Here is a 25,722-nt window from a genome sequence, read left to right on the forward strand (position 1 = left end):
CCAGCCTCAATGAGTGATCGCCGGCACGTTGGCCGATTGGGGCCCGTGGAAAAGCCGCTCCAGCCACAAGTATATGACGGGGGTGGTAAACAGCGTCAGCGCCTGGCTCACCAGCAGGCCGCCGACCACCGCGATACCCAGGGGTTGACGCAACTCGGCGCCGGTCCCGTGGCCGAGCATCAGCGGCAGGGCGCCGAGCAGGGCCGCCAGGGTGGTCATGATGATCGGCCGGAATCGGGTGATACAGGCCTTGTAGATCGCTTCCTCCGGCGACAATCCACCACGCTGGGCTTCGAGGGCGAAGTCGATCATCAGGATGCCGTTCTTTTTCACAATGCCGATCAGCAGCACCAGGCCGATCAGCGCCATGATCGAGAAGTCCTGGCCTAACAGCCACAACATGATCATCGCACCGAGGCCGGCGGACGGCAGGGTGGAGATGATCGTCAGCGGATGCACGAAACTTTCGTAGAGCACCCCGAGGATGATGTAGACCGCCACCAGCGCGGCGAGGATCAGCCACGGCTGGCTCGCCAGGGAACTCTGGAATGCCTGGGCCGCGCCCTGGAAATTGCCGCTGATGGAAGCGGGCATGCCGATCTCGTTCTTCGCCTGGTCGAGTAACAGCACCGCATCGCCCAGGGCCACGCCGGGCGTCAGGTTGAACGACAGGTTGGCGGCTGGGAACATGCCGTCGTGGGCGATGGACAGCGGACCGCTGGTGGGCACGTCGAAGCGCGCCAATGCCGACAGCGGGACCATTTCACCGGTCAGCGGCGAGCGCAGATAGAAGTAGCTCAGGCTCTCGGCCTTGCCGCGCTGGGCGGCGTCCAGTTCAAGAATGACGTTGTACTGATTGGTCTCGGTCTGGTACTCATTGATCTGGCGCTGGCCGAAAGCGTCGTAAAGGGCCTCGTCAACATCGCTGGCGGTCAGGCCGAAGCGCGCGGCGGCGCTGCGATCAATGTTGATATGGGTGATGCTGCCGCCCAATTGCAGGTCGTTGGACAGATCGCGAAACGCCGGATGACCCCGTAGTTTCTCGGTCAGGCGTTGGGTCCAGGTATTGAGTGTGTCACCGTCGTTGCTCTTGAGCACGTATTGGTATTGGGCGCGGCTCGGGCCTGAACTGAGGTTGATGTCCTGGCCTGCCCGCAGGTAAAGGACGATGCCCGGAATCCTCATCAGTTGCGGGCGAATCCGATCGATAAAGGCGCTGGCGGACACATCGCGCTGTTCCTGCGGCTTGAGGGCGATCCAGAAACGGCCGGTGGCGATGGTCTGGTTACTCCCTGAAACCCCCACCGAATGGGAGAATGTCTGCACCGCCGGGTCGGCTGCGACGATCTCGGCGAGGGCTTTGTGCTTAGCCACCATCTCGGTGAAGGATATATCGGCGGCGGCCTCGGTGGTGCCGAGGACAAAGCCTGTGTCCTGGACCGGGAAAAACCCTTTGGGAATGAACACATAGCTGGCAATGGCCAGACACAGTGTCACGCAGAACAATCCGAACATGGTTTTCTGGTGTGCCAGGGCGCGCCGCAGGCCGCGCTCGTAGAGGGCCAGCAGGCGTTCGCTGAAGGTTGCTTTCGAGTGCTGATGATGCACCGGTGCGCGCATGAATAGCGCCGCCAGGGTCGGTGCCAGGGTCAGCGAAACCACCACTGAAATCAGGATGGTCGAGGTGGCGGTCAAGGCGAATTCCTTGAATAGCCGTCCGACTACACCGCCCATGAACAGCAGCGGGATAAAGGCGGCGATCAGCGAGAAGCTAATGGACACCACGGTAAAGCCGATCTCCGACGCACCCTTGATCGCCGCTTCGCGCATGCCGTCGCCGGCTTCGAGGTGGCGGTGGATGTTTTCCACCACGACGATGGCATCATCCACCACGAAGCCCACGGCGATTACGATTGCCACCAGGGTCAGGTTGTTCAGACTGAAGCCCAACACGTACATCAGCGCAAAGCTGGTCACCAGCGACACGCCGAGCACGGCGGAGACGATCAGGGTCGCCGACAACTGGCGCAGGAACAACGCCATCACTGCCACCACCAGCAGGATGGCGATCAGCAGGGTCATTTCCACTTCATGCAGCGAGGCCCGGATGGTCTGGGTACGGTCGATCAGCACCTTGACCTGCACCGAGGCCGGCAGCATGGCCTCCAGGCCGGGCAAGGCCGCCTGGATACGGTCCACGGTATCGACGATGTTGGCTCCCGGCTGACGGGAAATCACCAGGCTCACGCCCGGCTCGTCGCCGGACCAGGCCTGCACATAGGCGTCCTCGGAGCCACGGATCACCTGGGCAATGTCCTTGAGTTGGACCGGTGCGCCGTTCTTATAGGAGACGATCAACTGGCCGTATTCCTCCGGCTGAAACAGTTGGTCGTTGGTCGACAAAGTGGAGATGCTCGATTGCCCATAGAGCGCGCCCTTGGCCAGGTTGAGGCTGGTTTGCTGGATCGCCAGGCGAATGTCCGCCAGCGTCAGGCCGATGGCCGCCAGCTTGTCCGCCGAGGCTTGGACGCGGATTGCCGGGCGCTGCTGGCCGGTGATATTGATCTGGCCGACACCCTCGATTTGGCTGAGCTGGCGGGCCAACAGGGTTTCGGCGTAGTCGCTGAGCTCGGTGCCGGGCATCTGGCTGGAGCTGACACTGAGGATCAGCACCGGGCTGTCGGCTGGGTTGACCTTGCGCCAGGTTGGCAGCGTTGGCATGTCCTTGGGCAGTTTGCCCGAGGCGGTGTTGATTGCCGCCTGGACTTCCTGGGCGGCGGTGTCGATGCTCTTGCTGAGGGTGAATTGCAGCGTCAGGTTGGTCGACCCCAGGGCACTGCTAGAGGTCATCTGGGTCACGCCGGGGATGGCACTGAATTGCACTTCCAGTGGCGTTGCCACTGAGGATGCCATGGTCTGCGGACTGGCGCCGGGCAACTGCGCGGAGACCCGGATGGTCGGGAATTCAGCCTCCGGCAAAGGCGCCAGGGGTAGGCGAGGGAAGGCGATCAGCCCGAGCAGGACCAGGGCGAAGGTGAGTAGGATGGTCGCCACCGGATGATCGATGCACCAGGCGGAAACACCGCGACTTTCCTTGATCATGGCTTGGGTTCCACTGCCACGGTCTGCTCCGTCAACTTGGGTTTGTCGGGTATTGCCACCTGCGAGTTGGGCTTGAGTCGCGACTGGCCGTCGCTGACCAGCAGGTCGCCGGCCTCGACGCCCTTGATGATATTGATGTCACTGTCCTGGTAAGGCATTTCCACCGGGACGACTTCCACGCCCTGGCCCTTGACCCGGTAGACGATGTAACCGTCCAGGCCGCGCTGCACTACCGACGGCGGAACCACCAGGGCGTCGCGGTCCAGGGCGGTCTGGATCTTGATGTTCACCAACTGGCCTGGCCAGAGCTTCTGCGCTGCGTTGCTGAATTCGGCCTTGGCCTTGATAGTGCCGGTGTTGGCCGCCACCTGATTGTCGATCAGTGTCAGGTGACCGGTGCCGAGCAACGCATCGGTATGTCCGTCGTCACCCAGGTAAGCATCTACCGAGGCTGGCCTGGCGGCACCGAGCAGCCTTTGCAGGGTCGGTAGCATCTGCTGGGGCAGGGAGAACTCCACGGCGATCGGATCGATCTGGGTCACGGAAAACAGGCCTTGAGTATCGTTCATACGCAAGAAGTTGCCTTCGTCCACGGCACGGATACCGACCCGACCGGTGACCGGCGAATGAATCTGGGTATAGGAGAGTTGCACCTGGGCGGCGGCAATCGCGGCCTGATTGCCTTGGGCAGTGGCCTGGAGCTGATCGACCAGCGCTTGTTGCTGGTCGTAGGTCTGTTTCGAAATGCCGTTATCGACGCTCAGCAACTTGTAGCGCTTGAGATCGACTTGCGCCATCTGCAGTTGTGCCTGGTTTTGCGCCAGTTGAGCCTTGGCCTGGGACAGATTGGCCTGGATCGAGCGGTCGTCGAGGGTCGCCAGCAGGTCTCCGGCCTTAACCAGTTGCCCTTCCTTGACCAACAGCCGGGTCAAAATGCCGTCGACCTGCGGACGAATCACCACACTGTGCAGCGACAACACGGTGCCGATACCCCTGGCGTAGCGCGGCACATCCCGTTGCGCGACATTGATCACCTTGACCGGTATCGCCATGTTGCCAGCCGGTTTGGTATGGACCGGACGGGTCAGCTTCCAGGTCGCTGCGGCGGCAACCACCAGAATCACGACAAGGCCCAACAGGTTTTTTTTCTGGATGTGCATGCTGTCAAAACGCCGGGATCAGGAGTGGGAAGGTGAATCTGGCAGAACAGTAGCCTTTTTATAACCCCATGACCCGGTCAGCACGGTGACAGCTAACTGACACGGCTGTCAGCCAGGACCGGCGGCGGGCCGGGCACAAAATAGCAGGGTGCGTATTAAAGAAACAGCAGGTATGGACGATAACTGGATAAGCACCTTTGTTTGCTCAATTGCTTGTTTTTCAAAGATATGGGTTTTGCGCAAAGTGCTATTGAAGGAGCGGATGCGTTTAATTGAATATAAAAAGTCCTACGGATATTCCGCGTTTTTCCTGTGAGGTTCTTTGCAGTGGGCTTTACTTGATAAGGGGTTCCCCATGGTTTGGGAGTGCTTGATATGAAATACACATTATCGATGGCCGGTGTCTTGTTGTTGATGGGGGTTTGTTCCACTGTGCAGGCGGCAACGTCCAATGCTGGGCAGATTCGTTTTAGCGGACATATCGTCGAGGCAGCGTGCGAAGTGTCCTCATCAGGTTCGGCACATACCCAGGGTGTCTCCCAACGCATCCGGCTGGCGCCCGGTGTCGTCGTGTCGGTCGACACGACGGACAATGCCTGTAGCGGCGGCGCGCGGCCTTTTGATGTGCATTATCAACCGTTATCGAGCGGGGCTTCCAGCACCACCACCGTCTCTCCCAAGGGCATCGTGGTGATCACGTACCTGTAGAGCTGTACGTGTGACCAGGCCTCAGCACCGCCTGGACTGTATACAGTCGGGCGGCGCTTCCTGAAATATCCGGCGTCAAGTTGACTCTGTGTCGATGCACTACCGCTCAGCGTGCTCAAGTTGTTGATCAGTATAATTAAAGCTGCCTTGAAATATTTCAGGGAGAATATGCGATGGATGTTTAGTTTTAACGGTTTTCATTGTTTTGTTTTTAATTTTAAACGCTGCTCCGGTCATTTTTCTGTGCCCGTCGAATGACATGTTTCTCTGACGGAGGCAGATGTCCTGCTTTCGCGTTAAATCAGCTGCCTAAATAAGGCTCGGTCCGATAGTTCGATTCCAGATCCACGACTATATTGGCCGCCACCCAGAGTGATGGGTGCAAACGATTAACTCGAAGGATTGTGTTCGCATGAAAAAGATTTCTCTAACGTTGGCGTTATTAGGTGCCGTCCTCGGTGTGGCAAGCTCTGCCCACGCGGCCAACGGTGGCACGCTGAACTTTACCGGCGCACTGACCAACACCAGTTGTGACGTGTCGTCCGGAGGCGGGTCCGCCGATAATATTCCTGTCGACCTCGGGCGTGTTTCTTTTGCCGATATTGGCAATCGCACTGAATCGCGCCTGGGCACGGCCAAGGACATCGACCTGTTGGTAACCTGTCTGCAACCGGCTGCGGAAAACACCGTGCACATGTCATTCCGTCCGGCCCAGGTCGACCAGAACGACCCTTACCTGCTGACCACCTCCGGTGCGGCCCAAGGGGTGGGGATCGGCCTGGTACGTCGGGAAAACGATGACTTCCTGAATATCCAGGACCCTACCGATACCGTCAACGGTGTTCTCCAACCCAGTGGCAGCGGTTCCAGCGGTACTCTGGCGCTACGGGCGGTGTTCGTGAAGAACGGTGTGCCCACAGTGCCGGGTGCGGCCACCGGTACGGTACCTTTCGTGCTGACCTACAACTAAGTGTTTGTCTTGAACGGAGCTGAAAAGCTCCGTTTTTTATCGGATATAGATAGGTCGCAACATGTGCAAGTTGATAACGTCGATGATCGGCATGGCGCTTGTCGTGTGGACAGGCATCCATGCACACGCGGGGATAGTGCTCAATACCACACGTTTAGTCTATCCGGCGCAGCACAAGGAGGCTGTGCTCAGTGTCCTGAACAATAACCGCTCGACGATCTTGTTGCAGTCCTGGCTGGAGGCCGAGGACCCGGCTGGCGAGGCATTACCCTTTGCCGTTATTCCACCCCTGGTGCCGCTATCCGGGGGTGGGCGGCAGACGGTGCGAATCATTCACTCGGGTGTCGAGATGCCGACCGATCGGGAATCGCTGTTCTGGTTGAATGTCCAGGAAATACCGCAGGCCAGCGAGCAGGAAAATGTGCTGCAAATTGGTATTCGCCAACGGATCAAGGTGTTTTATCGCCCGCGGCAACTGGTGGCCGATCCGGATCAGGCGCCCCGTCAACTGCACTGGCGGCTCAAGCCCGACGGCACATTGGCGGTGAGCAATCCCGGACCATTCCACGTCACCCTGGTGGACATCGAGTTGTTCGGTGCCGCGACCCGGCTGATACACCGCAAGAACGCGATGCTGGCCCCCGGACAGGCGCAGGTGTTTGAGCTGCCTGCTCCCGTCGCGGAGCAGCAGGCGCGACTGAGCTTCAAGAGCATCAATGACCATGGTGCCGTGGTGCCTTATCAGCTTTCCAGCCGCGACTGGAAAACCGGTCGGGCGTTGTGGGTCGAGCACTAGCGTACTCGCGCTGGGCCGCTCTTACATTTTCAAGTTCGCCGCATCCTCGCAAGAGCCCGTGCGTGAAGGCGTTCGCCTCTAACAAATACCTTGAGACATTCAGTGAAGGTTGCAAATGGATTGGCTTTATCGAAGAACAAAGGAGGTTCTGGTGTCATCGTGTCGTGAACAAAAGGAGGTCGCGACACGCCCTCTGGTGTGGAACGTGAACCGGCAGGCGCTGGCGCCTCTGGGCCTGTGCTTGCTGCTGATGCCCGAGCTTGCCTTCGCGGACCCTTCCGCTTCGGCGTCGGTCGGCGAGCCAGTCAGGTTCAATACCGCCTTTATCCATGGCGGCGAGCAGCCGGCCGATATCAAGGCATTCCTGGAGGGCAACAGTGTCTTGCCCGGCCTCTACCGGGTGGATATCTACCTGAACCGTGTACTCAGTGCTCGCCGTGACGTGCACTTTGGTCGTGACGCGGTCAGCGGGCGCGTGGAACCCTGCCTGACCCTGGCACTGCTGCAGGACCTTGGGCTCGATCCCGAGCGTCTTGAGGCCTTGGCGCAAGTGCCGGCGAAAGCTGGCCAGGAATACTGTTTCGATCTCGGCAAGCTGGACCAGGCCAGTGTCGACTACCAACCTAATACCCTGGCGCTCAACCTCAGCGTGCCGCAGATCGCGCTGCGCCGCAGCGCTCGTGGCTACCTGTCGCCGGAGCTGTGGGACGAAGGGGTCAACAGCGGTTTTATCAGCTACAGCTTCAGCGGCAACCGCCGCGAACTCGATCGACAGAAAAGCGACAGCTATTATCTGGGACTGCGCAATGGCCTGAACTTCGGGGCCTGGCGGTTGCGCAACGAGTCCTCGCTGGTGCGCTCAGACCGGCAATCCTCGCGCTTCACCAGCAACCAGACCTACGCCCAGCGTGACCTGACCGCCTGGAAAGGCCAATTGACCCTCGGCGAGACTTACAGCGACTCGCGAGTGTTCGACAGTATCCGTTTTCGCGGCGCCCAGGTGGCCTCGGACGACGGCATGCTGCCCGACAGCGAGCGGGTCTATGCACCAACCATCCGTGGCGTGGCGGAAAGCAATGCCACGGTGGAGATTCGCCAGAACGGTTACTTGCTGTACAGCTCGAACGTGCCACCTGGGCCGTTCGAGATCAGTGACTTCTATCCCAGTGGTTCCAACGGTGACCTATTGGTGACAGTGATCGAGTCGGACGGTCGCATCCGGACCTTTATCCAAGCGTTCGCCTCGCTGCCGTTGATGCTGCCCAAGGGCACCTTCAGCTACAGCCTCGAGGCCGGGCAATACGACAGCAACGATGATCGGGACCAGAGTCCGGGTTTTGCCAGCACCACGCTGATCTACGGGTTGAGCGAACTGATCACTGGCTACGGTGGCGTCCAATTGGCCGAGAATTTTCGGGCTAGCAACCTCGGGTTCGGAGTCAACACCGGTTTGGGTGCAGTCTCGGCGGATCTGACCCATTCGCTCAGTCGCCAAGCCACCACCGACATCGGCGGGCAGAGTATGCGCCTGCGCTATGCCAATACCTTGAATGCCACGCGGACCACCTTCGCGCTGGCGGGCTATCGCTACTCCAGCGAGCACTACCGTAGCTTTGACCAGCATGTGGATGAGCGCAGCAATCTGGTACAGAGCCAGATTGGCCGCGCCCGCGACCGTTTCGATATCACCCTCAGCCAGCCTGTGGCGGCGGGGACTTTCAGCTTTACCGCCCTTGAGCAGCGGTTCTGGAACTTGCCGGGCAAGTCGCGGCAGTTCAACGCCACCTATGGCGGGTACTGGCGGGACCTGAGCTACAGCCTGTCGGTGGATCGGACTCGGGCAACGGACTTCGCTGGCAGGGTCGGAACCGACCATCAGTTCACCCTGACGCTGTCGCTACCGTTGGGTCGTCATGAGCGTTCGACCCGTGCCTCGCTGACGGCGGTACGCGACAGCCAAGGTGACTCCAGTGTCATGGCCGGCCTGACCGGGCGCATCCTGGATCAGCAAGCATTCTACTCGGTGCTGGCCGGCAATGACGGTTCCGGTGCCCGTGCCGGTTCCGCCAGTGTCAATGCTACCACCTCGGTCGGGCGCTTCGAGGCCGGCTACAGCCACGGCCAGGACTTCAATAGCTGGAACATCGGTGCCCGTGGATCGGTGGTGGCCCACGCGGGTGGGGTGAACTTGGGGCAAGCGCTGGGCGACACCTTCGCGCTGGTGGAAGTGCCCGGTGTGCGTGGGGCGCGGTTGAACAACTTCAGAGGGGTCGAAACGGCGGGTAATGGCTATGCCGTGTTGCCTTATACCCAGCCTTACCGCGCCAATTGGATCAGCCTGGATACCCGTGATCTCGGTGCGGACGTGGAGGTAGAAAACGCCATCGCCCAGGTGGTGCCGCGCCGTGGTTCCTCCACCCATGTCCGCTTTAACGCCAGTGCCGGTCGCCGGGTGCAGTTCGAGTTGAGCCTGGCCGACGGCAGTGCGTTGCCGTTGGGCGCCAGCGTTCAGGATGCCGGCGGCAAGCAACTGGCGGTAGTGGATCCGACCAGCCGGGCGCTGGTGCTCAGTGACCAGGAGGAGGGGACATTGCAGGTGAAATGGTCTGGACAGAGCTGTCAGTTGCATTTCCGCCTGCCGCCACGGGATCCGCAATTGACCTATGATCGGGTCAAGGAAGTCTGCCAATGAGGCTTTTACAGGCGTTATTCCTGGCGTTGAGCGTGGCTTCGGCCGGGCCGGTTCCGGCGACCGTGTCCCTGAGTGATACGCGCCTGGTGTTCGACGGGCGTTTTACCGATGTGAGCGTCGAAGCTCGCAATCGGGGTTCCCAGGAGGTGCTGCTGCAAGCCTGGCTGGAGGCGCGAGAAGGCTCCGAGGCGCGCTCTACTGACCTGCCCTTTGTGCTGACGCCACCGATTTCGCGGTTGGCGCCCGACGGTCGGCAAGCCTTGCGGCTGATGTATGAGGGAAGGGGCATGCCGACGGACCATGAGTCGCTGCTGCACCTCTATGTGATGGAAATTCCTCGGCTGCTTCCCGGTGACAGTCAACTGAGCATTGCCATTCGTCAGCGGATCAATGTGCTGTTCCGTCCGCCGGGGCTGGTCGGTGATCCGGCGCTCACACCAGCGCGTTTGCGCTGGGTCGTGGACGCGGATGCCGAGGGGGGGCCCCGGCTGAGGGTGGAGAACCCGACGGCCTTTCATGCGGCGTTATTGCGCCTTGAGCTGGCCGATGAGCAAGGCAGCCGGCCACTGGGCGACGACCTGCTGGTGCTTCCGGGAGAACAGCGTGAAGTCGTGCTGGTAAGCGGGCTGGCGAGCGGTGGGTATTGGCTGCGATTCAACGCCTTGACCGATTATGGCGGTCAGCGAACCTACACGGCCCGCTTCGATTTCGACAGCCCTTTCAGTGCGTCGCTGGTGGGCGACGCTTCCTCCTCCGCAGAACGGACTTCCCCATGACCAAGACGCCTTATTTCGCGTGGTTGCGTTCCCTGTTGCTGCTCGGGCTGCTGAGCCCGGCCAGTTGTTTTGCCCTTACTTGTACCTTGCAAGGCAACGGTTCGCGGATTGCTAGCGCCGACCTCGGCAGCACTGTGGCGATTCCCGCGTCGGCCCCCAATGGTACGGTGGTCTGGCGTTCGGAGCCGATCAACCTGGCGGTCGACTGTGGCAGGGCCGGCCTGCCGGGTCCTCAGGAGGAGATCTATATCCACCTGAACCCGGCCCATCAGGTGGTCGGCGAGGGGATTCGTGTCGGCTTGAGCCATGCAGGGATCGACCATCGCCAGAGCAGCGGTCGTATCGCCACCGGTCGTAGCGTACCGGCCTGTATCGAGGCGCATTCCTGTGGCTCGTCGAGCTTCCACCTGAGCTTTTCGGTGTTTATCGAGAAGTTCGGACCGACGCCGCCTTCAGGGGTGGCCAGCCGCCTGCAGGATTACCGGTTGTTCCAGCTCGCGGGCAGCGGCGGGCCGAGCGCCGTTGGCGACTCGCTCAACTATGTGATCAACCATCTCGGTGGTCTGCGCTTTGTGGCCTGTGATGCCCAATTGCAGGTCATTCCCGACACCGTCGATTTCGGCCGGATCGCCATCCAGAACGTGGTGGTCGGGCAGGTGGCCGAGCGGCGCTCGTTCGCCCTGCACACCAGTCGTACCTGCGACAGCGCCTTCAGCCTGGACGCACGGCTCAAGCCCGTGTCGGGCACCCTGGCCGGCGAGTTGCTGATTCCTAACGGCAATGACGGCGTTGGCATTCGTATCGTCAGGGCGGGCGGTGCGGTGATTCCCTACAATCGGTCTTTCCACCTGGCCGAGCTGCTGGGCGACACCCAAGTCGCCATGACTCAGTTCGACGCCGAACTGTTATGGCACAGCGACCGGCCCAAGGCCGGGCCGTTCTCGGCTGGAGTGGTAGTTGATCTGTTCTATAAATGACCGTTGGCGATGCGGACAGGGCGCTCGAAGGTATACTGCAACCCTTCGGTTCGACCTGATCCGTCCCGCCTTTTCGGAGTTTCCATGACACCCCCTGAACAACCGCCCGTTTCCGCCGACCCGGATGCAGAATCTGTAGTTGAGGCTGAGCTTACGGTCGGCGAAAAACCGGCCATCCCGGCTTTCAGCTTTCCGTTCAACCCTGCTGCATTCGCCGCGACGAAAAAAAACGGCCAGACCTGGCAGCAGAAAGGTGGCAAGGACGGGCATCACGAAAGACCGGGCCGCGCCCCGAATGGCACTCGTCGATCCATGGGCAAGCGCTGATTCTTCGGTATTCCCAGTTTTTTCCCACGTGAAAGACAGCCCTTTCAGGTAGAGGTGTTGCTACCACTGTAGAGAAACTCTCTTGTCCCGTCCGTCTGTTCGGGCTGAGGCGCTGTGCGCCTTCAGGCCTGACTGGGCGGACGTTCCTGTCTATAAAAAAGGAAGAAACGTATGGAACAAGGCAAGAGATTGACCAGGCTGCTTGGAGCGGCCTGCCTCTCGGTGGCGATGGTGAGCGTGTCACCCTGTGCCAGCGCATGGGACAAACAGCGAGGGACTCTTCGTTTTGGCGTCGAGGCGTTGGTCCCACCTTTTGAAAGTCGTGATGCGCAGGGGCAGTTGGTCGGTTTGAACATCGAGTTGGGTGAGGCGCTTTGTGCCGAGCTCAAGACCCGGTGCGAATGGATCGACCAGGATTACGCGGGCATGATACCGGCCTTACAGGACAAGCGTTTCGACGCGATCATGCCCATGACCTCGACCGCCGAACGACGCCAGCTCATCGACTTCACCGACCCGATGTATCCACTCCAGAGTCGCCTGGTCAGCCGCAAGGGGGACGGGCTCGGGCCGACCGCCGAACGCCTCGCAGGCAAACGTGTCGGGGTCTTGGCGGGCACGGTTCGCGAGGGCTTCGCCAACGCCGAATGGGCGCCAAAGGGCGTTCAGGTCCGCCGCTATGCGCTGAACAGCGAGTTGATTGCCGCCCTGTTGGCCGGTGAGATCGACGCGACGCTGCAGGACTCCATCGAAATCAGCGAAGCGCTGCTCAAGACACCGCAAGGCGATGGTTTTGATTTTGCCGGGCCGCCAATTGTCGACCCACGATTGGGCAACGGTGTGTCGATGGGGGTTCGCCAAGCGGATTCCGAGCTGCGCGATACATTGAACCGGGCGTTGAAGTCCCTCAAGGCCAGTGGCCGTCACCAGGCGATTGTGGCGCGTTACCTGCCCTCCGCCGCTCCGGTGGCCGCCGAGCCCATGCAGTTCATTGCGGCAGCTCCGGGCATGCCGTTTTCCAGGGCTGTACGGGTGGGAGAGATGCTCTATCTCTCGGGTGTGCTGGGTTCGGACAGCAGCGGCAAGCTGGTTCCGGGCGGGATACGGGGGGAAATGCAACAGGCCATGCAACTGATTGCGCAAGAGCTGGAGCGTAATGGCAGTGCCCTGGAGCAGGTGGCCAAATGCACGGTGATTCTGGCGGATATCAAGGACTTTGCCGCCATGAACGAAGTCTATGTCCGGCACTTTCCGGCCGATCGCCTTCCTTCTCGCACCACGTTTCAAGCAGGTGGTTTGCTGGATAAAGCCAGGGTCGAAGTCGAGTGCCTGGCTTACGTCGGGCCTTGAGTCTGTTGAAGATCCAGGTCAGCGGCACGGAGGATCTGTGCCGCATCGGTCGACCCACGCCGAGAGAGGCTGGAGCGGCGGCACCAATCCTACAGCGACCCGCCGCGTGGGCCTGGATCGCAGCGATTGGCGTGTCGACTCTTCAGCGGGAGGGGGTCGGCATCACCGAGTCCCACTCGGTCACGGCGGCGGTCTTATTCTTCTTGTTATACAAGCACAGCTCAGTCCCCGGCTGGTTGTTCATATGAGCCTGCGGATAGAGGCCGTGAAGCAATACGGCGGTGTAGCCCACCTGGTCATCGAATTGTGCGGGGCTGCCTACCGGCTTCGCGCTCTTGAGGCCGCTGGCCTTGGTGCAACTGGCGAGCACGGCCTTGTCGTAGGCCAACCAGGCATCGGCACTGGACGCCTGGGCCTGGCTTGCCAGCGCGGCGAGGCTGATGAAGATCAGGGTGGAGGTTTTCATGGTGGGTCTCCTGAAGGTGCTTACGGCAAAAAGCAGATTATGCCCGAGCCGGGCTGACTTCATAACGCTTGACAAAGCGCATGCCGACACGGTCGTACAAGCGCCGGGCGGATAGGTTGTTTTCCATTACCCTGAGATCGACGAAGGCTTCGCCCCGCGAAGCGAACACCTGGAAAGCATGGCGCAGCAACGCCAGGCCCAAGCCCTGGCCACGACGACGTGGGTGGATGACCAAGTCCTTGATATAAGCACTGGTCCAGCACTGGGCGACACCCGCGAGGCCCTGGTCGTCCATCGCAATCAGGCACAGCGTGGGGTCGAACTCGGCATCCTTGGTGAAGCGTTCGCGCCAACTGGCGAAGTCCGCCACATACACACCATCGTCCTGATAGCCCAGCACCATCAGATCGTGTACCGCCTTCATCAGATCCGCTCCCAGCACGCCCGGGCGAATCCCGGGTGGCCATTGCGGCACCTCCAGCAGATCATCGAGATCCTTGCGCAGCAACAGGCAGTGACGATCGAGCATCTCAGATACCTTGAGCGGCTACGGTCCTGGCCGCCTGGATCAGGCATTTGGTCAGTTCCGGTGAAGAGAACTTGGTCAGCACTGCGTTGGCTCCGGCCTGGCGGGCTTTCTCGCTGTTCATAGTACTGTCCAGCGAGGTGTGCAGCAGAATGTAGAGGTCCTGGAAGTCCGGGGTTTCGCGAACGGTACGGGTAAAAGCGTAACCGTCCATTTCCGACATCTCGATATCCGAGACCACGACATTGATCTGTTCAGCGGTGCCTTGCAGGTCCAGCAGACAGTTGATGGCGTCCTTGGCGCTACGGGCGGTATGGCAGGTCAGGCCGAGGTTGCGCAGGGTGTGTACCGACTGCTGCAAGGCCACTTGGCTGTCATCGACCACCAGGATGCGTGCGTGGCCGAGGGTTTGGGCTTCTTCCATAGTCAATTCGGTGGGGGCGACTTCGATCTGCGCCGGGGCGATGACATGGATGACCTTTTCGATATCCAACACCTGCACCAGCGTGTCATCGACCTGGGTTACCCCAGTGATAAAGGAGCGCACACCGCCGGAGCCGAAAGGCGGCGGGCGGATATCGGTGGTCAGGCAGTGGACGATCTTGCTCACGGCCTGGACATGCAGACCCTGCTTGGAGCGGCTGACATCGGTGACGATCAGGCAGCCGCCGTCGGGGTCCACCAGTGGGCGCTCACCGATGGCGCGGCTCAGGTCGATCACCGACAGCGAGGCTCCGCGAAGGGTGGCGATGCCTTTCACATGGGGATGGGATTCGGGCAGCTTGGTCAGTGGCGGGCAGGGAATGATTTCGCTGACTTTCAGCAGGTTGATCGCCATCAGCTTGCCGCTGCGCAAGGTAAAAAGCAGAAGTGACAGTGAGTCTGCGCGGGCTTTGTTGGTGGACATAAAAACCTTCTGTGGGAAAAACTGCTTCAGGGGAGCCCCGAATAGGTATCGATGACGGGTTATCGACCTGAGCCGGGTGGGCTTTAGGCGAATATCTTGTGGGGGCTGTTGTCAGCTTGGGCGGCTTTTTGTCATTTCAAGCCCAGGCGCTTGGCCATCCGTCCCAGGTTCGCCCGGTCCAGGCCGAGCTCCCGAGCAGCACTGGCCCAGTTGTTTTGGTGTTTTTCCAGGCAATTGCTGATCAGTTGTCGCTGGTAGTGCTCCGTGGCTTGGCGCAGATCGACCCCGGTTTCCAGGTTCAGCGGGGCGCTGGCCTGCATCGCCGGGGCTTGAGTTGTCACCGTCGGCAAATCCAGGTCGGTAGCGCTCAATGTGAGAATCTTCGGCCGCTCCCGGCAATTGCCCAGGGCCTTCAAGGCACTACGGCCGATCAGGTGTTCGAGTTCACGGACGTTGCCCGGCCAGTGGTACGCCAGCAGCGCCGCGTGGGCATCGGGGCTCAGGCGTAAACTGCCCAGGCCCATGCGCGAGCGGTTTTGCTCAAGGAAAAAGCCGCTCAGCAGCAAGACGTCGTGCCCGCGTTCACGCAATGCGGGTACGCGCAGCGGGTAGACGCTCAGGCGGTGATAGAAATCCGCCCGATAGCGTCCTCCGCGCACCTCTTCGGCCAGGTCGCGGTTGGTGGCGGCGATCAGCCGCACGTCCACCTGATGCTCCCGGTCCGAGCCCAATCGCTGCAACTGACCGCTTTGTAATACTCGCAGCAGCTTGGCCTGAACGCTCAGCGAGAGCTCGCCCACCTCGTCGAGAAACAGGGTGCCGCCATTGGCCAGCTCGAACTTGCCGCGCCGATCGTTTACGGCCCCGGTGAAGGCGCCGCGCACGTGACCGAACAACTCGCTCTCCACCAGGGTATCGGGCAGGGCTGCGCAGTTGAGACTGATGATGGGCTTTTCCGAACGCGGCGAGGCGGCATGGATCGCCTGGGCCACCAGCTCCTTGCCGACCCCGGTTTCACCCGTGATCAGCACTGTCAGGTGGGTGCCGCCCACCAGGTCGATCTCTTCCACCAGGCGCTTGTGGGCTTTGCTCTGGCCGATCATCTCGCGATTCTGTGGGTTGCTGGCCTGGCGATAGAGTTCGGCGCGCTGATGCTCGTTCTCAGCGCGTAAGGCCAGGCGCTCGATGCGTTCAGCAGCGCTGACCGTGGCCGCCGCCAGGCTCGCAAAGGCCTGTAATGCATCCAGCTCGATCCGCTCGAAGCGTTCCGGGTCGAGGGCATCGAGCGTTAGCAGGCCCCAGGGGCGTTCGTCGATAAACAGCGGGCAACCCAGACAATCATGGACCTCCAGGTGTTTGGTCAGGCCATCTACCAGACCATCATAAGGGTCCGGCAGCTCACTCTCGCTTTCGAAACGGGTTGGCCCGTGGCTGCCGAGCAGGATCTGGAAGCGTGGATGCTCGCTGACCTTGAAACGGCGACCGAGGGTATCGCTACTCAAGCCATCGACGGCCAGCGGCACCAACCACTCGCCGTCCAGGCGCAGCAGCGCGGCGGCGTCACAAGGCAGTAGGGCGCGCATGGCTTCGAGCAAGCGTCGATAACGTTCGTTTTCGGGCAGTTCCCGCGAGAGATCCGATACCAGCGGCAGCAGGGTAGTCAGCAGGGATTTTGCAGTCATATTGACTCCGATGGTGTCAGACTGACTATAGAATGATTGTAGTTATTTTGACTAAGGTTATTTTAACCTATTGATTTTTAATGTTTTATTACTTGGCATGGAGTGTGAATAGTCAAAGTCAATTCAGGCGAAGCCTCAAACCCCAGGAGTTGATCCCATGCTGAGCGTTCAAGACCGTGCCATCGTCAAGTCGACTGTCCCGTTGCTGGAAAGCGGTGGAGAAGCACTGATCACCCACTTCTATCAGATGCTGCTGTCCGAGTATCCAGAAGTGCGTCCACTGTTCAATCAGGCCCACCAGGCTAACGGCGATCAGCCCCGGGCCCTGGCCAATGGCGTGCTGATGTACGCTCGGCATATCGACCAGCTCGATCAGTTGGGCGATCTGGTCGCGAAGATCATCAACAAGCACGTTGCGTTGCAGATTCTTCCAGAGCATTACCCCATCGTCGGTACGTGCCTGCTGCGAGCCATCCACGAAGTGCTGGGCGCCGAGATTGCCACGCCCGAGGTGATGAGTGCCTGGGGGGCGGCCTACAACCAGTTGGCCGATATCCTGATGGGGGCCGAAACCGCGATCTATGACGAGAAGGCCCAGGCACCGGGCGGCTGGCGTGGAGGCCGGTCGTTCAAGGTCGCGGCCAAGGTCAAGGAGAGCGCGGAAATCACTTCGTTCTACTTCGAACCGGTGGATGGCCAGGCCATCCTTGCGTTCGAGCCGGGTCAATACATTGGCCTGAAGCTGGTTGTCGACGGTGAAGAGCTGCGCCGCAATTATTCCCTGTCGGCGCTGACAAAAGTCGGACAGTACCGTATCAGCGTCAAGCGCGAGGCCGGCGGTAGAGCTTCGAACTACCTGCACGATCAATTGGCGGTCGGCCAGACCCTGGACCTGTTCCCGCCATCGGGCGAGTTCACCCTGACCACCAGCGACAAACCGTTGGTATTGATCAGCGGCGGTGTCGGTATCACGCCGACCTTGCCGATGCTAGAAGCGGCATTGGTGACCCAGCGCCCGATACATTTCATTCACTGCGCGCGCAACGGTGGCGTGCACGCATTCCGTGACTGGGTCGATGGCCTGGCCGAGCAGCATCCGCAGCTCAAGTGTTTCTACTGCTACGACGAAGATGACGGCGTGAGCCCGGCGGCGCACAAAGTCGGCTTGTTGAGCCTGGAACAGTTGGCCGAGTGGTTGCCAGAGCAGCGTGATCTGGATGCCTACTTCCTCGGGCCCAAGGGTTTCATGGGGGCGATCAAGCGTCATTTGAAGGTGCTGGGCGTACCGGAGAAGCAGAGCCGGTATGAATTCTTCGGTCCGGCAGCGGCCCTTGAATAAGCTAATTTGCCCTTGATTGATCATGCTCCCCGGTCGTTTCGGATTCCGGGTGTTCCCGGAATCCGAAAACCCCCTCGGCGGTTAATCCGCCTTTAATCAGCCTGTCGTTAATTCTCCAGGGCTGATTCCAACAGCAAACTCTGTGGCTGGCGACGTGCGCGGGAGCACTTTGGCGCGTACTCAATACGTTCAAAGATCATGAGCTGCGTGTAGACTTGCGGGCTACGGATACTGATCGGATCGACCATGCTCCGATGGCGGCCAAAGCGGCTTGTCGAAGACCACCTCGGCTTGATGCAGCCGCTGCCGGCGCTGTCTTCCAGCTGATCCAATAACGAGTCAAAGGAACACGGGATGAATGACGAAATGATGCGGCTGGGACGGGAACGGCGCTTTCTCGTCCTGCTCGGGGTGATCTGCCTGGCCTTGATCGGCGGTGCGCTCTATATGCAGGTGGTGCTCGGCGAGGCACCTTGTCCACTGTGTATCCTGCAACGCTATGCATTGCTATTCATCGCCATCTTCGCCTTCGTCGGTGCCGGCATGCGCACCCCACGCAGTCTCACGGTGCTGGAGGTGCTGGTGTGGTTGAGCGCGGTGGCCGGTACGCTGGTGGCAGGCCGGCATGTCTATATCCAAGCCTTTCCGCAAGTCAGTTGCGGGATCGATGTGCTGCAACCGATCGTCGATGGCTTACCGCTGGCGAAGCTTTTCCCGCTAGGGTTCCAGGTCGACGGTTTCTGCGAGACCCCATACCCGCCGATCTTGGGCTTGTCTCTGGCACAATGGGCGTTAGTGGCCTTCGTCCTGACCGTCGTGTTGGTGCCGCTGGGTGTTTATCGCAATCGTCGACAAAACCGCTAATTCTCTGCGAAACGCCCCGGTCTTCTTGCTGAAGGCCGGGGCGTTGTGGTGTCTGCGTGCCGAGTAACGAGGCGGTGATGAGAAGCCACAAAAGGTCCGGAAAAAGTGCGACATATTGTCACGTTGTCGATGTCGCGGAGAGCGTTTGTGGCGACGATGCGGTTGTCCAATTGACAACAATTCTCAGCAAGGGCTCCTTGTCGGCTTTTGGGCCTCAGGTCACCAATAGCGCTCCTTGCAAGGGACCCAATATCTGCTAGGGACCCTATTTACCGGGGGTAAGCGCCACCTCGAAGGGGCGTCCGGCTAGCGCCAGGGATCTATCAAGTTGTCCGATAGAAGAGCACATCAGAGCTTTTTGTTGAGAATGAAAAGCGATACGATTGGTGTCGTTGTAAAATTGGCGAGTGATTGTTGCGCGAATGGATAAAAAATATTTCAGGATGAGACATGGTTTATAAAACGCGACATATCTACAATCGCCGCACTGAATGTCCAGCGCTGCTCATCCTTGAGTGCACGAGGGCGATCGAGGGGCTCAACGGTGCCATGCGATCCCGGGTGCTGACCACCTCCAAGTATCCGCTCCAAATGGAATTGGTCTGTAACAAGGCCTTTGACCGACGAAATCGAATAAGAACTCACTGCTAGCTCCGGATGTGCCGATCAGCGATTAGCGCGAAGGGCAGGCCCTTAGTCAATTGAAGAAAAATGCCAACCCTTGGCAGGGTGAAGTGTTGGCGATCAAAACCCAACTGCATTGCGCAAGCTGCTTTAGAGGTCGTGAGATGAGTAAAACAAGGTACCCCAGATTCCTAGGCTTATTGCCGCTACTCGGCACGTTGTTGCTGGGAGGTTGCAACATGACCTTGCTCGACCCGAAAGGTCAGGTAGCACTGGACGAACGTAACCTGATCATCACCGCCACGCTGCTGATGCTGTTGGTCGTGGTACCGGTCATTCTGATGACCTTTGCTTTCGCCTGGAAATACCGCGCATCGAACAAGGATGCCACCTATGCGCCGAAGTGGAATCACTCGACCAAAATCGAAGTCGTGGTCTGGGCCGTTCCGGCGATCATCATCCTGTTCCTGGGTATCGTGACCTACAAGTCGACCCACGCCCTGGATCCCTATCGTCCGCTGGAATCCGACGTCAAGCCGATCACCGTCGAAGTGGTTGCCCTGGACTGGAAGTGGCTGTTCATTTACCCGGAACAAGGCATCGCCACCGTCAACAAGCTGGTGTTCCCGGCCAAGACTCCAGTTAACTTCAAGATCACCTCCGACAGCGTGATGAACTCGTTTTTCATCCCCGGCCTGGGCGGTCAGATTTACGCGATGGCCGGTATGCAGACCAAACTGCACCTGATCTCCAATGAGAATCATGAGTACGAGGGGATTTCGGCCAACTACAGCGGCGCCGGCTTCACCGGTATGAAATTCAAAGCGACCGCAACCAGCCAGGCGGATTTCGATGCCTGGGTAGCTGAGGTCAAGAAGGCACCTAAACAGCTTGAACAAGTTGAATACGCGAACCTTTCCAAGCCGAGCCAGGACAACCCGGTCGAGCTTTATTCCAGCGTTACGCCGAACCTGTTCCAGATCATCGTCGACAAGTACGAAGGTATGAAACCAGGCAAGCCGGTCGAGCACGAGAAGAAAGAAGTAGCCGCGATGCAAGGTTCGCATTCAGTTGCCGGGGCAGAGGAGTAAACGATGTTTGGTAAATTAAGTTGGGAAGCGGTGCCGTTCCACGAGCCGATTGTCATGGTGACCCTTGCCGTGATCGCCCTCGGTGGTCTGGCGTTGTTCGCGGCGATCACCTACTTCAAGAAGTGGACCTATCTGTGGTCTGAGTGGCTGACGTCCGTCGACCACAAAAAGATCGGTGTCATGTACATCGTCGTGGCCATGATCATGCTGTTGCGCGGCTTCTCCGACGCCATCATGATGCGGACCCAGTTGGCCATGGCCACCGAAGGTTCGCCGGGCTACTTGCCACCTCATCACTATGATCAGATTTTCACCGCCCACGGTGTGATCATGATCATCTTCATGGCGATGCCATTCTTCACCGGCCTGATGAACATCGTCGTGCCGCTGCAGATCGGCGCGCGTGACGTCGCCTACCCATTCCTGAACTCCTTGAGCTTCTGGCTGCTGGTATCCGGTGTGGTGCTGATCAACGTTTCCCTGGGTGTCGGCGAATTCGCCAAGACTGGTTGGGTCGCCTATCCGCCGCTGTCGGGCTTGCAATACAGTCCGGGCGTGGGGGTCGATTACTACATCTGGGCGCTACAGCTATCAGGGCTGGGTACGACGCTGACCGGGGTAAACTTTTTGGCTACCGTGCTGAAAATGCGTACCCCTGGCATGAAGCTGATGGACATGCCGATTTTCACCTGGACCTGCACCTGGGCCAACGTACTGATCGTCGCTTCGTTCCCGATCCTCACCGCTACCCTGGCTTTGCTGACGCTTGATCGCTATATGGATTTCCACGTGTTCACCAATGAACTGGGTGGCAATCCGATGATGTACGTCAACCTGTTCTGGGCCTGGGGTCACCCCGAGGTATACATCCTGATCCTGCCGGCGTTCGGGGTTTTCTCCGAAGTCATCTCGACTTTCTCCGGCAAGAAGCTGTTCGGCCACCACTCGATGATCTATGCCAGTGGCGCGATCTCGGTGTTGGGTTTCATGGTCTGGTTGCACCACTTCTTCACCATGGGTTCAGGTGCCAACGTCAACGCCTTCTTCGGCCTGGCCACCATGCTGATCTCGATCCCGACGGGGGTGAAGCTATTCAACTGGCTGTTCACCATCTACCGTGGTCGTCTGCGTTTCACCAGCCAGGTCCTGTGGACCCTGGGCTTCATGGTGACTTTCGCCATTGGCGGCATGACCGGCGTACTGCTGGCCATTCCGGGCGCTGACTTTGTCCTGCACAACAGCCTGTTCGTGATCGCGCACTTCCACAACGTGATCATCGGCGGCGCGGTATTCGGCTACATTGCCGGCTTCAGCTTCTGGTTCCCGAAAGCGTTCGGCTTCAAGCTGCACGAAGGTTGGGGCAAGGCGGCGTTCTGGTTCTGGATCTCGGGCTTCTTCGTCGCGTTCATGCCGCTCTATGCACTGGGCTTCATGGGCATGACCCGTCGCCTGAACGCCAGCACCAACCCTGAGTGGATACCGTACCTGTACGTCGCGCTGTTCGGCGCGGTCCTGATCGCCTTCGGTATCGCTTCGCAACTGATCCAGATCTACGTCAGTGTGCGTGATCGCAAGCAGAACCTGGACGTGACCGGCGACCCATGGAATGGCCATACCCTGGAGTGGTCGACCTCTTCGCCACCGCCGTTCTACAACTTCGCCGAACTGCCGAAAGCCGATGGGGTCGACGCCTTCACCGAAGCCAAGGAAAACGGCACCGCGTACTCGGTTCCAAAACGCTACCAGCCGATCCATATGCCCAACAATACCGCCACCGGTCTGGTCATGGGCGCGCTGTTGACCGTCTTCGGTTTCGCGATGATCTGGCATATCTGGTGGATGGCCATCTTTGGCCTGGCCGGTACCGTGATTTATTTCATTATCCATGCCGCTCGTGACGATCAGGGCTACATGGTGCCGGTAGAGACTATCGAACGCATCGAGGCCGAGCAGCACAGAGTGCTGGTAGAGGCCAAGGCTATTGCGGCCGGTGCTCGTGTTGAAACCTCGTTGGAAAAGGCTTAAACCATGTCGAATGCAGTGACTCATGCTGGACACGCCCATGGTCATGACCATGGGCACGATGACCATCACCATGACTCGGGCGAGATGACCGTATTCGGTTTCTGGCTCTACCTGATGACCGACTGCATCCTGTTTGCGTCGATCTTCGCCGCTTACGCGGTACTGGTTAACAACGTAGCGGGTGGCCCGTCGGGCCACGATATCTTCGAACTGCCATACGTGCTGGCTGAAACCGCCTGCCTGTTGCTCAGTTCGATCACCTACGGCTTCGCCATGCTGGCGTTGTTCAAGGGTAAGAAAAGCCAGGTGCTGGGCTGGTTGGCGATCACCTTCCTGTTCGGCCTGGGCTTCATCGGCATGGAAATCAACGAGTTCCACAAGCTGATCGAAGAAGGCTATGGTCCGAACCGCAGCGGCTTTCTGTCCGGATTTTTCACCCTGGTCGGGACCCATGGTCTGCATGTCACCAGCGGCCTGATCTGGATGGCCGTGATGATGTATCAGGTCTGGAAAAAAGGCCTGACGCCGACCAACACCACTCGCCTGAGCTGCCTGAGTCTGTTCTGGCACTTCCTGGACGTCGTGTGGATCTGTGTATTCACCGTTGTTTACCTGATGGGGACCCTGTAAATGGCTAATGCACACCATTCCAGTGATGCCAACCACGGCAGCGTGAAGTCGTACATGATCGGCTTTGTCCTGTCGATCATCCTGACTGCCATCCCGTTCGGCCTGGTGATGTACCCGTCGCTGCCGAAGGCCATGACCCTGTGGATCGTGTTGATCTTTGCCGTGATCCAAGTGCTGGTGCACCTGGTGTACTTCCTGCATCTTGACCGTTCCGCCGCACAGCGTAACAACGTGATTGCGTTTATCTTCGCGGCGCTGGTGATTGTCCTGCTGGTAGGTCTGTCACTGTGGATCATGTTCAGCATCCACGCCGTCATGATGGCGAAGTGAGGTAGACCTGATGTCGCTCAAGCACTTTATCCAAATCACCAAACCGGGGATCATTTTCGGTAACGTGCTTTCTGTGGCAGGTGGTTTCTTCCTGGCGTCCAAGGGGCATGTCGATCTGGCTATCTTCCTGGCCGCCATGATCGGCACTTCGTTGGTAGTGGCTTCCGGTTGCGTGTTCAACAACTGCATCGACCGCGACATCGACCTGAAGATGGAGCGCACCAAGAACCGGGTGCTGGTCCAGGGGCTTATCTCCCTGAAACTGGCATTGGTCTACGCGACCGTTCTCGGCGTGGTCGGCGTGGTCCTGTTGTATCGCATCGCCAACCCGCTGGCGGCGCTGTTCGCGGTGATCGGCTTTATCATCTACGTCGGTTTCTACAGCCTGTACTTCAAGCGCAAGTCGGTTCACGGCACGCTGATCGGTAGTCTGTCGGGGGCGATGCCGCCGGTGATCGGCTACGTGGCGGTGAGCAATAGCTTCGACATGGCGGCGCTGACGCTACTGGTGATGTTCAGTTTGTGGCAGATGCCGCATTCCTATGCGATCGCGATCTTCCGTTTCAACGATTATCTGGCCGCATCGATTCCGGTGTTGCCGGTGAAACGTGGGATCCTGGTGGCCAAGAAGCACATCCTGCTCTACATTCTGGCCTTTCTCGGCGCGACGCTGATGCTGACCTTCAGTGGTTATGCCGGCATGAGCTATCTGGCTGTAGCCGCGGCCATGGGTATGTACTGGTTGTACATGGCTTGGACCGGTTACAAGGCGGTGGATGATACGGTCTGGGCACGCAAGCTGTTCGTGTTCTCGATCTTCACCATTACCGCGCTGAGCGTGATGATGTCCCTGGATTTCAAGGTGCCGACCGAGTTGTTGCTGACTTACGCACACTGAGTGACCCACATGACAAAAAAACCGCCTTCGGAAGATGAGCGGTTTTTTTTGCCTTTCCATCTCTTGCTCAAGTGTGTAAAGGCGGTGGGAGATGAGACGATCGATGCCGGGATCGAGGGCGAGCCGGCTGCGGCTGCTCAGCCGATGACTCTGGAAGATGGTGAGAGCGAAGTCTTATAACAGGCGAGCTTTCCCGTCCACTGAGGCGACTATATCTATCTGCACAGCGGCGTTTTCGGGAAGCTGATACACCCCAATCGTCGTTCGGGTGTGTTTGCCGAGTTCGCCCAATACGTTGCGGAAAATTTCCGAAGCACCGTTGGCGACTTCGAGGAGGCCGGTGAAGTTTTCTGTCGATCTGACGTAGACCGTCACCCTGGCGAGGGCCCTGATTCGGTCCAGTGAACCGATGGTCTGGAGGATCAGGGCCAGCCCGTGCATGGCAGTGATTTTGGCCGCTTGATGGCCTTCTGCAACGCTTAGATCAGCCCCCACGCGTCCCGGAAAGATAAGCATATTGCCGAGCAATGGAAGCAGCCCGCTGGCGTATACCTCGTCGTGACGGCGCAGGACCGGGGAGCAATAGTCATCGAGGGTATTTTCAGCATAAATGTCATAGCCCAGCTCGTTGGCGAGCGTGATAAATCGTTCATCAGCTGACATGAGTTTCACTTCCATTGAGAGCAGAGGCTCCATGCCTTATCTAGACGTGTCTAGTGGCCTGTGTAGCTACTTCTGTGAGTCAGTTTCGGCGCCAGAAGCCGCTGAGCCGTGTTGCTGTTCTTCGCCATAGTTCAGCTATGACTCGTCACAGCGCCTTGGCCATGGACTGCTGACATCCGAGCTAACTGTACAGGCCAGTAGATCCAACATTTTTCTCTTGAAGATCGCGGTATATCAGAGTCACGTGGAAATCACCACTGTTCTCATCGCTGGATAATCGGTGGACGATATCATCCGCAAAAGGGATGCAACGGTGTTTGCAGCCGGGGTCGCGGGGTATGGCAAAAGGCTTACAGACAGACACCGGGATCTCCTCTGTTGCTCCCTTGTCGCAGGGCTTAATCTTTACCCATCGCTGCTGCGCAAGGATGTGCACAGAGTCATGGAAGAATGACCCAGGCCAGGACGGTCGGCGACAGGATGTCGTAATGGTCGACAAAAAACCCGCTTCGGCGGGTTTTTTGTGGCCGATGGAAAAAGCCACGTTGCACTTCATCCCCATGTGTAGCCTCAAGATCGATTGGGCCTCTCAGAATAATAGCTCATTGCCGGTATTTGGCTTTTTTTTTCGAAAGCGCGCTCAGGTTGCCATACCGCTTGCCCGGAGCCTGCCAGTCGTCGCTGCCTGCGTCCAAGCCACTGTCCTGCGGGTCAACATCAGAAAAATCTGCCAAGGCGGTCAAAAAGCCTTGGTCTATGGCTAAAGGCTTACACGATATGCCGGTGATCGCGTCTTGGCCATCGACAATGACTCGCCTA

At 59.2% G+C, this 25,722-nt stretch carries 24 protein-coding genes; 17 read left to right on the forward strand and 7 right to left on the reverse strand.

The genetic code is table 11. From position 1 onward, the window contains the following. Window positions 1-6: 6 nt before the first annotated feature. The gene (locus AWM79_RS16810; protein ID WP_060783324.1) at window positions 7-3,102 is read right to left on the reverse strand and encodes a multidrug efflux RND transporter permease subunit; all 3,096 of its coding nucleotides are present in this window, start codon (window positions 3,100-3,102) and stop codon (window positions 7-9) included. Then, window positions 3,099-4,262: an efflux RND transporter periplasmic adaptor subunit gene (locus AWM79_RS16815; RefSeq protein ID WP_060783325.1), complete on the reverse strand. Its 1,164-nt coding sequence runs from the start codon at window positions 4,260-4,262 to the stop codon at window positions 3,099-3,101. Before AWM79_RS16815 ends, AWM79_RS16810 begins: the two co-directional genes overlap by 4 nt. Window positions 4,263-4,637: 375 nt before the next feature. On the opposite strand from AWM79_RS16815, the gene AWM79_RS16820 reads away from it, so the two are divergent. From AWM79_RS16820 to AWM79_RS16855, 8 genes are all read left to right on the forward strand, one after another. Continuing rightward, window positions 4,638-4,970 (forward strand): type 1 fimbrial protein, encoded by a 333-nt coding sequence (locus tag AWM79_RS16820; RefSeq protein WP_156430120.1) that lies wholly within the window; start codon window positions 4,638-4,640, stop codon window positions 4,968-4,970. 412 nt (window positions 4,971-5,382) lie between these two features. Then, window positions 5,383-5,940 (forward strand): fimbrial protein, encoded by a 558-nt coding sequence (locus tag AWM79_RS16825; RefSeq protein ID WP_060783327.1) that lies wholly within the window; start codon window positions 5,383-5,385, stop codon window positions 5,938-5,940. A 61-nt stretch (window positions 5,941-6,001) separates the two neighbouring features. Then, window positions 6,002-6,736: a fimbrial biogenesis chaperone gene (locus tag AWM79_RS16830; RefSeq protein ID WP_060783328.1), complete on the forward strand. Its 735-nt coding sequence runs from the start codon at window positions 6,002-6,004 to the stop codon at window positions 6,734-6,736. Between the two features lie 250 nt (window positions 6,737-6,986). Further along, on the forward strand, window positions 6,987-9,428 hold the full coding sequence (locus AWM79_RS16835; RefSeq protein ID WP_060784003.1) for a fimbria/pilus outer membrane usher protein: 2,442 nt from the start codon (window positions 6,987-6,989) through the stop codon (window positions 9,426-9,428). Beyond that, window positions 9,425-10,204 (forward strand): fimbrial biogenesis chaperone, encoded by a 780-nt coding sequence (locus AWM79_RS16840; protein ID WP_060783329.1) that lies wholly within the window; start codon window positions 9,425-9,427, stop codon window positions 10,202-10,204. The genes AWM79_RS16835 and AWM79_RS16840 overlap by 4 nt, the downstream gene beginning before the upstream one ends. Next, window positions 10,201-11,181, forward strand: a complete 981-nt coding sequence (locus tag AWM79_RS16845) for a fimbrial protein (RefSeq protein ID WP_060783330.1) — start codon at window positions 10,201-10,203, stop codon at window positions 11,179-11,181. The genes AWM79_RS16840 and AWM79_RS16845 overlap by 4 nt, the downstream gene beginning before the upstream one ends. Before the next feature lie 84 nt (window positions 11,182-11,265). After that, the gene (locus tag AWM79_RS16850) at window positions 11,266-11,508 is read left to right on the forward strand and encodes a hypothetical protein (RefSeq protein WP_060783331.1); all 243 of its coding nucleotides are present in this window, start codon (window positions 11,266-11,268) and stop codon (window positions 11,506-11,508) included. 171 nt (window positions 11,509-11,679) lie between these two features. Next, the gene (locus tag AWM79_RS16855; RefSeq protein ID WP_060783332.1) at window positions 11,680-12,858 is read left to right on the forward strand and encodes a transporter substrate-binding domain-containing protein; all 1,179 of its coding nucleotides are present in this window, start codon (window positions 11,680-11,682) and stop codon (window positions 12,856-12,858) included. Between the two features lie 142 nt (window positions 12,859-13,000). Here AWM79_RS16855 and AWM79_RS16860 read toward each other — a convergent pair whose 3' ends face one another. The 4 genes from AWM79_RS16860 to norR all read right to left on the reverse strand — a co-directional run bounded on the left by AWM79_RS16860 (window position 13,001) and on the right by norR (window position 16,439). Next, window positions 13,001-13,324, reverse strand: coding sequence for a hypothetical protein (locus tag AWM79_RS16860; RefSeq protein WP_060783333.1), 324 nt, complete (start codon window positions 13,322-13,324; stop codon window positions 13,001-13,003). A gap of 37 nt (window positions 13,325-13,361) precedes the next feature. Then, a complete protein-coding gene (locus AWM79_RS16865; protein ID WP_060783334.1) occupies window positions 13,362-13,853 on the reverse strand; it encodes a GNAT family N-acetyltransferase in 492 nt (163 codons plus the stop codon). A 1-nt stretch (window position 13,854) separates the two neighbouring features. Beyond that, the gene (locus tag AWM79_RS16870; RefSeq protein ID WP_060783335.1) at window positions 13,855-14,757 is read right to left on the reverse strand and encodes a chemotaxis protein; all 903 of its coding nucleotides are present in this window, start codon (window positions 14,755-14,757) and stop codon (window positions 13,855-13,857) included. A gap of 131 nt (window positions 14,758-14,888) precedes the next feature. After that, window positions 14,889-16,439 (reverse strand): nitric oxide reductase transcriptional regulator NorR, encoded by a 1,551-nt coding sequence (gene norR, locus AWM79_RS16875; protein WP_060783336.1) that lies wholly within the window; start codon window positions 16,437-16,439, stop codon window positions 14,889-14,891. Between the two features lie 157 nt (window positions 16,440-16,596). Between norR and hmpA the strand changes: the two genes are divergently transcribed. The 8 genes from hmpA (at window position 16,597) to AWM79_RS25050 (ending at window position 24,420) form a co-directional block, all read left to right on the forward strand. Continuing rightward, window positions 16,597-17,778: an NO-inducible flavohemoprotein gene (hmpA, locus tag AWM79_RS16880; RefSeq protein ID WP_017132697.1), complete on the forward strand. Its 1,182-nt coding sequence runs from the start codon at window positions 16,597-16,599 to the stop codon at window positions 17,776-17,778. 354 nt (window positions 17,779-18,132) lie between these two features. After that, entirely contained in the window at window positions 18,133-18,642 is a 510-nt protein-coding gene (locus AWM79_RS16885; protein ID WP_017132699.1) for a disulfide bond formation protein B, read from the forward strand. Between the two features lie 788 nt (window positions 18,643-19,430). Then, window positions 19,431-20,357 (forward strand): ubiquinol oxidase subunit II, encoded by a 927-nt coding sequence (gene cyoA / locus AWM79_RS16890; RefSeq protein ID WP_060783337.1) that lies wholly within the window; start codon window positions 19,431-19,433, stop codon window positions 20,355-20,357. Window positions 20,358-20,360: 3 nt separating this feature from the next. Continuing rightward, window positions 20,361-22,382 (forward strand): cytochrome o ubiquinol oxidase subunit I, encoded by a 2,022-nt coding sequence (gene cyoB / locus AWM79_RS16895; RefSeq protein WP_060783338.1) that lies wholly within the window; start codon window positions 20,361-20,363, stop codon window positions 22,380-22,382. A 3-nt stretch (window positions 22,383-22,385) separates the two neighbouring features. After that, entirely contained in the window at window positions 22,386-23,012 is a 627-nt protein-coding gene (locus AWM79_RS16900) for a cytochrome o ubiquinol oxidase subunit III (RefSeq protein ID WP_017132702.1), read from the forward strand. Continuing rightward, window positions 23,013-23,342 carry a cytochrome o ubiquinol oxidase subunit IV gene (cyoD, locus tag AWM79_RS16905; RefSeq protein WP_060783339.1) on the forward strand — a complete coding sequence of 110 codons (330 nt, stop codon included), beginning with the start codon at window positions 23,013-23,015 and terminating at the stop codon, window positions 23,340-23,342. It begins immediately after the preceding gene. 10 nt (window positions 23,343-23,352) lie between these two features. Beyond that, window positions 23,353-24,240: a heme o synthase gene (gene cyoE / locus AWM79_RS16910; RefSeq protein WP_060783340.1), complete on the forward strand. Its 888-nt coding sequence runs from the start codon at window positions 23,353-23,355 to the stop codon at window positions 24,238-24,240. Window positions 24,241-24,249: 9 nt separating this feature from the next. Further along, window positions 24,250-24,420 carry a hypothetical protein gene (locus AWM79_RS25050; protein WP_156430122.1) on the forward strand — a complete coding sequence of 57 codons (171 nt, stop codon included), beginning with the start codon at window positions 24,250-24,252 and terminating at the stop codon, window positions 24,418-24,420. Here AWM79_RS25050 and AWM79_RS16915 read toward each other — a convergent pair. Continuing rightward, window positions 24,415-24,918 carry a RidA family protein gene (locus AWM79_RS16915; RefSeq protein WP_017132706.1) on the reverse strand — a complete coding sequence of 168 codons (504 nt, stop codon included), beginning with the start codon at window positions 24,916-24,918 and terminating at the stop codon, window positions 24,415-24,417. The two genes, AWM79_RS25050 and AWM79_RS16915, sit on opposite strands and share 6 nt — an antisense overlap. Window positions 24,919-25,391: 473 nt before the next feature. Here AWM79_RS16915 and AWM79_RS16920 point away from each other — a divergent pair, with 473 nt between their 5' ends. Beyond that, window positions 25,392-25,667 (forward strand): hypothetical protein, encoded by a 276-nt coding sequence (locus AWM79_RS16920; protein WP_017132707.1) that lies wholly within the window; start codon window positions 25,392-25,394, stop codon window positions 25,665-25,667. Window positions 25,668-25,722: the final 55 nt, after the last annotated feature.

The sequence above is a fragment of the Pseudomonas agarici genome, assembly GCF_001543125.1.
In the GTDB taxonomy this organism is placed as follows: domain Bacteria; phylum Pseudomonadota; class Gammaproteobacteria; order Pseudomonadales; family Pseudomonadaceae; genus Aquipseudomonas; species Aquipseudomonas agarici.

Excerpts from the sequence above, each read along its gene's own strand:
- AWM79_RS16915 (WP_017132706.1), bottom strand. The coding sequence starts at position 24,918 with ATGGAAGTGAAACTCATGTCAGCTGATGAACGATTTATCACGCTCGCC.
- AWM79_RS16865 (WP_060783334.1), bottom strand. The coding sequence starts at position 13,853 with ATGCTCGATCGTCACTGCCTGTTGCTGCGCAAGGATCTCGATGATCTG.
- AWM79_RS16840 (WP_060783329.1), top strand. The coding sequence starts at position 9,425 with ATGAGGCTTTTACAGGCGTTATTCCTGGCGTTGAGCGTGGCTTCGGCC.
- AWM79_RS16835 (WP_060784003.1), top strand. The coding sequence starts at position 6,987 with ATGCCCGAGCTTGCCTTCGCGGACCCTTCCGCTTCGGCGTCGGTCGGC.
- cyoE (WP_060783340.1), top strand. The coding sequence starts at position 23,353 with ATGTCGCTCAAGCACTTTATCCAAATCACCAAACCGGGGATCATTTTC.
- norR (WP_060783336.1), bottom strand. The coding sequence starts at position 16,439 with ATGACTGCAAAATCCCTGCTGACTACCCTGCTGCCGCTGGTATCGGAT.
- AWM79_RS16810 (WP_060783324.1), bottom strand. The coding sequence starts at position 3,102 with ATGATCAAGGAAAGTCGCGGTGTTTCCGCCTGGTGCATCGATCATCCG.
- cyoD (WP_060783339.1), top strand. The coding sequence starts at position 23,013 with ATGGCTAATGCACACCATTCCAGTGATGCCAACCACGGCAGCGTGAAG.
- AWM79_RS16870 (WP_060783335.1), bottom strand. The coding sequence starts at position 14,757 with ATGTCCACCAACAAAGCCCGCGCAGACTCACTGTCACTTCTGCTTTTT.
- hmpA (WP_017132697.1), top strand. The coding sequence starts at position 16,597 with ATGCTGAGCGTTCAAGACCGTGCCATCGTCAAGTCGACTGTCCCGTTG.
- AWM79_RS25050 (WP_156430122.1), top strand. The coding sequence starts at position 24,250 with ATGACAAAAAAACCGCCTTCGGAAGATGAGCGGTTTTTTTTGCCTTTC.
- cyoA (WP_060783337.1), top strand. The coding sequence starts at position 19,431 with ATGAGTAAAACAAGGTACCCCAGATTCCTAGGCTTATTGCCGCTACTC.
- AWM79_RS16850 (WP_060783331.1), top strand. The coding sequence starts at position 11,266 with ATGACACCCCCTGAACAACCGCCCGTTTCCGCCGACCCGGATGCAGAA.
- AWM79_RS16825 (WP_060783327.1), top strand. The coding sequence starts at position 5,383 with ATGAAAAAGATTTCTCTAACGTTGGCGTTATTAGGTGCCGTCCTCGGT.
- AWM79_RS16845 (WP_060783330.1), top strand. The coding sequence starts at position 10,201 with ATGACCAAGACGCCTTATTTCGCGTGGTTGCGTTCCCTGTTGCTGCTC.
- AWM79_RS16820 (WP_156430120.1), top strand. The coding sequence starts at position 4,638 with ATGAAATACACATTATCGATGGCCGGTGTCTTGTTGTTGATGGGGGTT.
- AWM79_RS16815 (WP_060783325.1), bottom strand. The coding sequence starts at position 4,262 with ATGCACATCCAGAAAAAAAACCTGTTGGGCCTTGTCGTGATTCTGGTG.
- AWM79_RS16885 (WP_017132699.1), top strand. The coding sequence starts at position 18,133 with ATGAATGACGAAATGATGCGGCTGGGACGGGAACGGCGCTTTCTCGTC.
- AWM79_RS16855 (WP_060783332.1), top strand. The coding sequence starts at position 11,680 with ATGGAACAAGGCAAGAGATTGACCAGGCTGCTTGGAGCGGCCTGCCTC.
- AWM79_RS16900 (WP_017132702.1), top strand. The coding sequence starts at position 22,386 with ATGTCGAATGCAGTGACTCATGCTGGACACGCCCATGGTCATGACCAT.
- cyoB (WP_060783338.1), top strand. The coding sequence starts at position 20,361 with ATGTTTGGTAAATTAAGTTGGGAAGCGGTGCCGTTCCACGAGCCGATT.
- AWM79_RS16920 (WP_017132707.1), top strand. The coding sequence starts at position 25,392 with ATGGTCGACAAAAAACCCGCTTCGGCGGGTTTTTTGTGGCCGATGGAA.
- AWM79_RS16860 (WP_060783333.1), bottom strand. The coding sequence starts at position 13,324 with ATGAAAACCTCCACCCTGATCTTCATCAGCCTCGCCGCGCTGGCAAGC.
- AWM79_RS16830 (WP_060783328.1), top strand. The coding sequence starts at position 6,002 with ATGTGCAAGTTGATAACGTCGATGATCGGCATGGCGCTTGTCGTGTGG.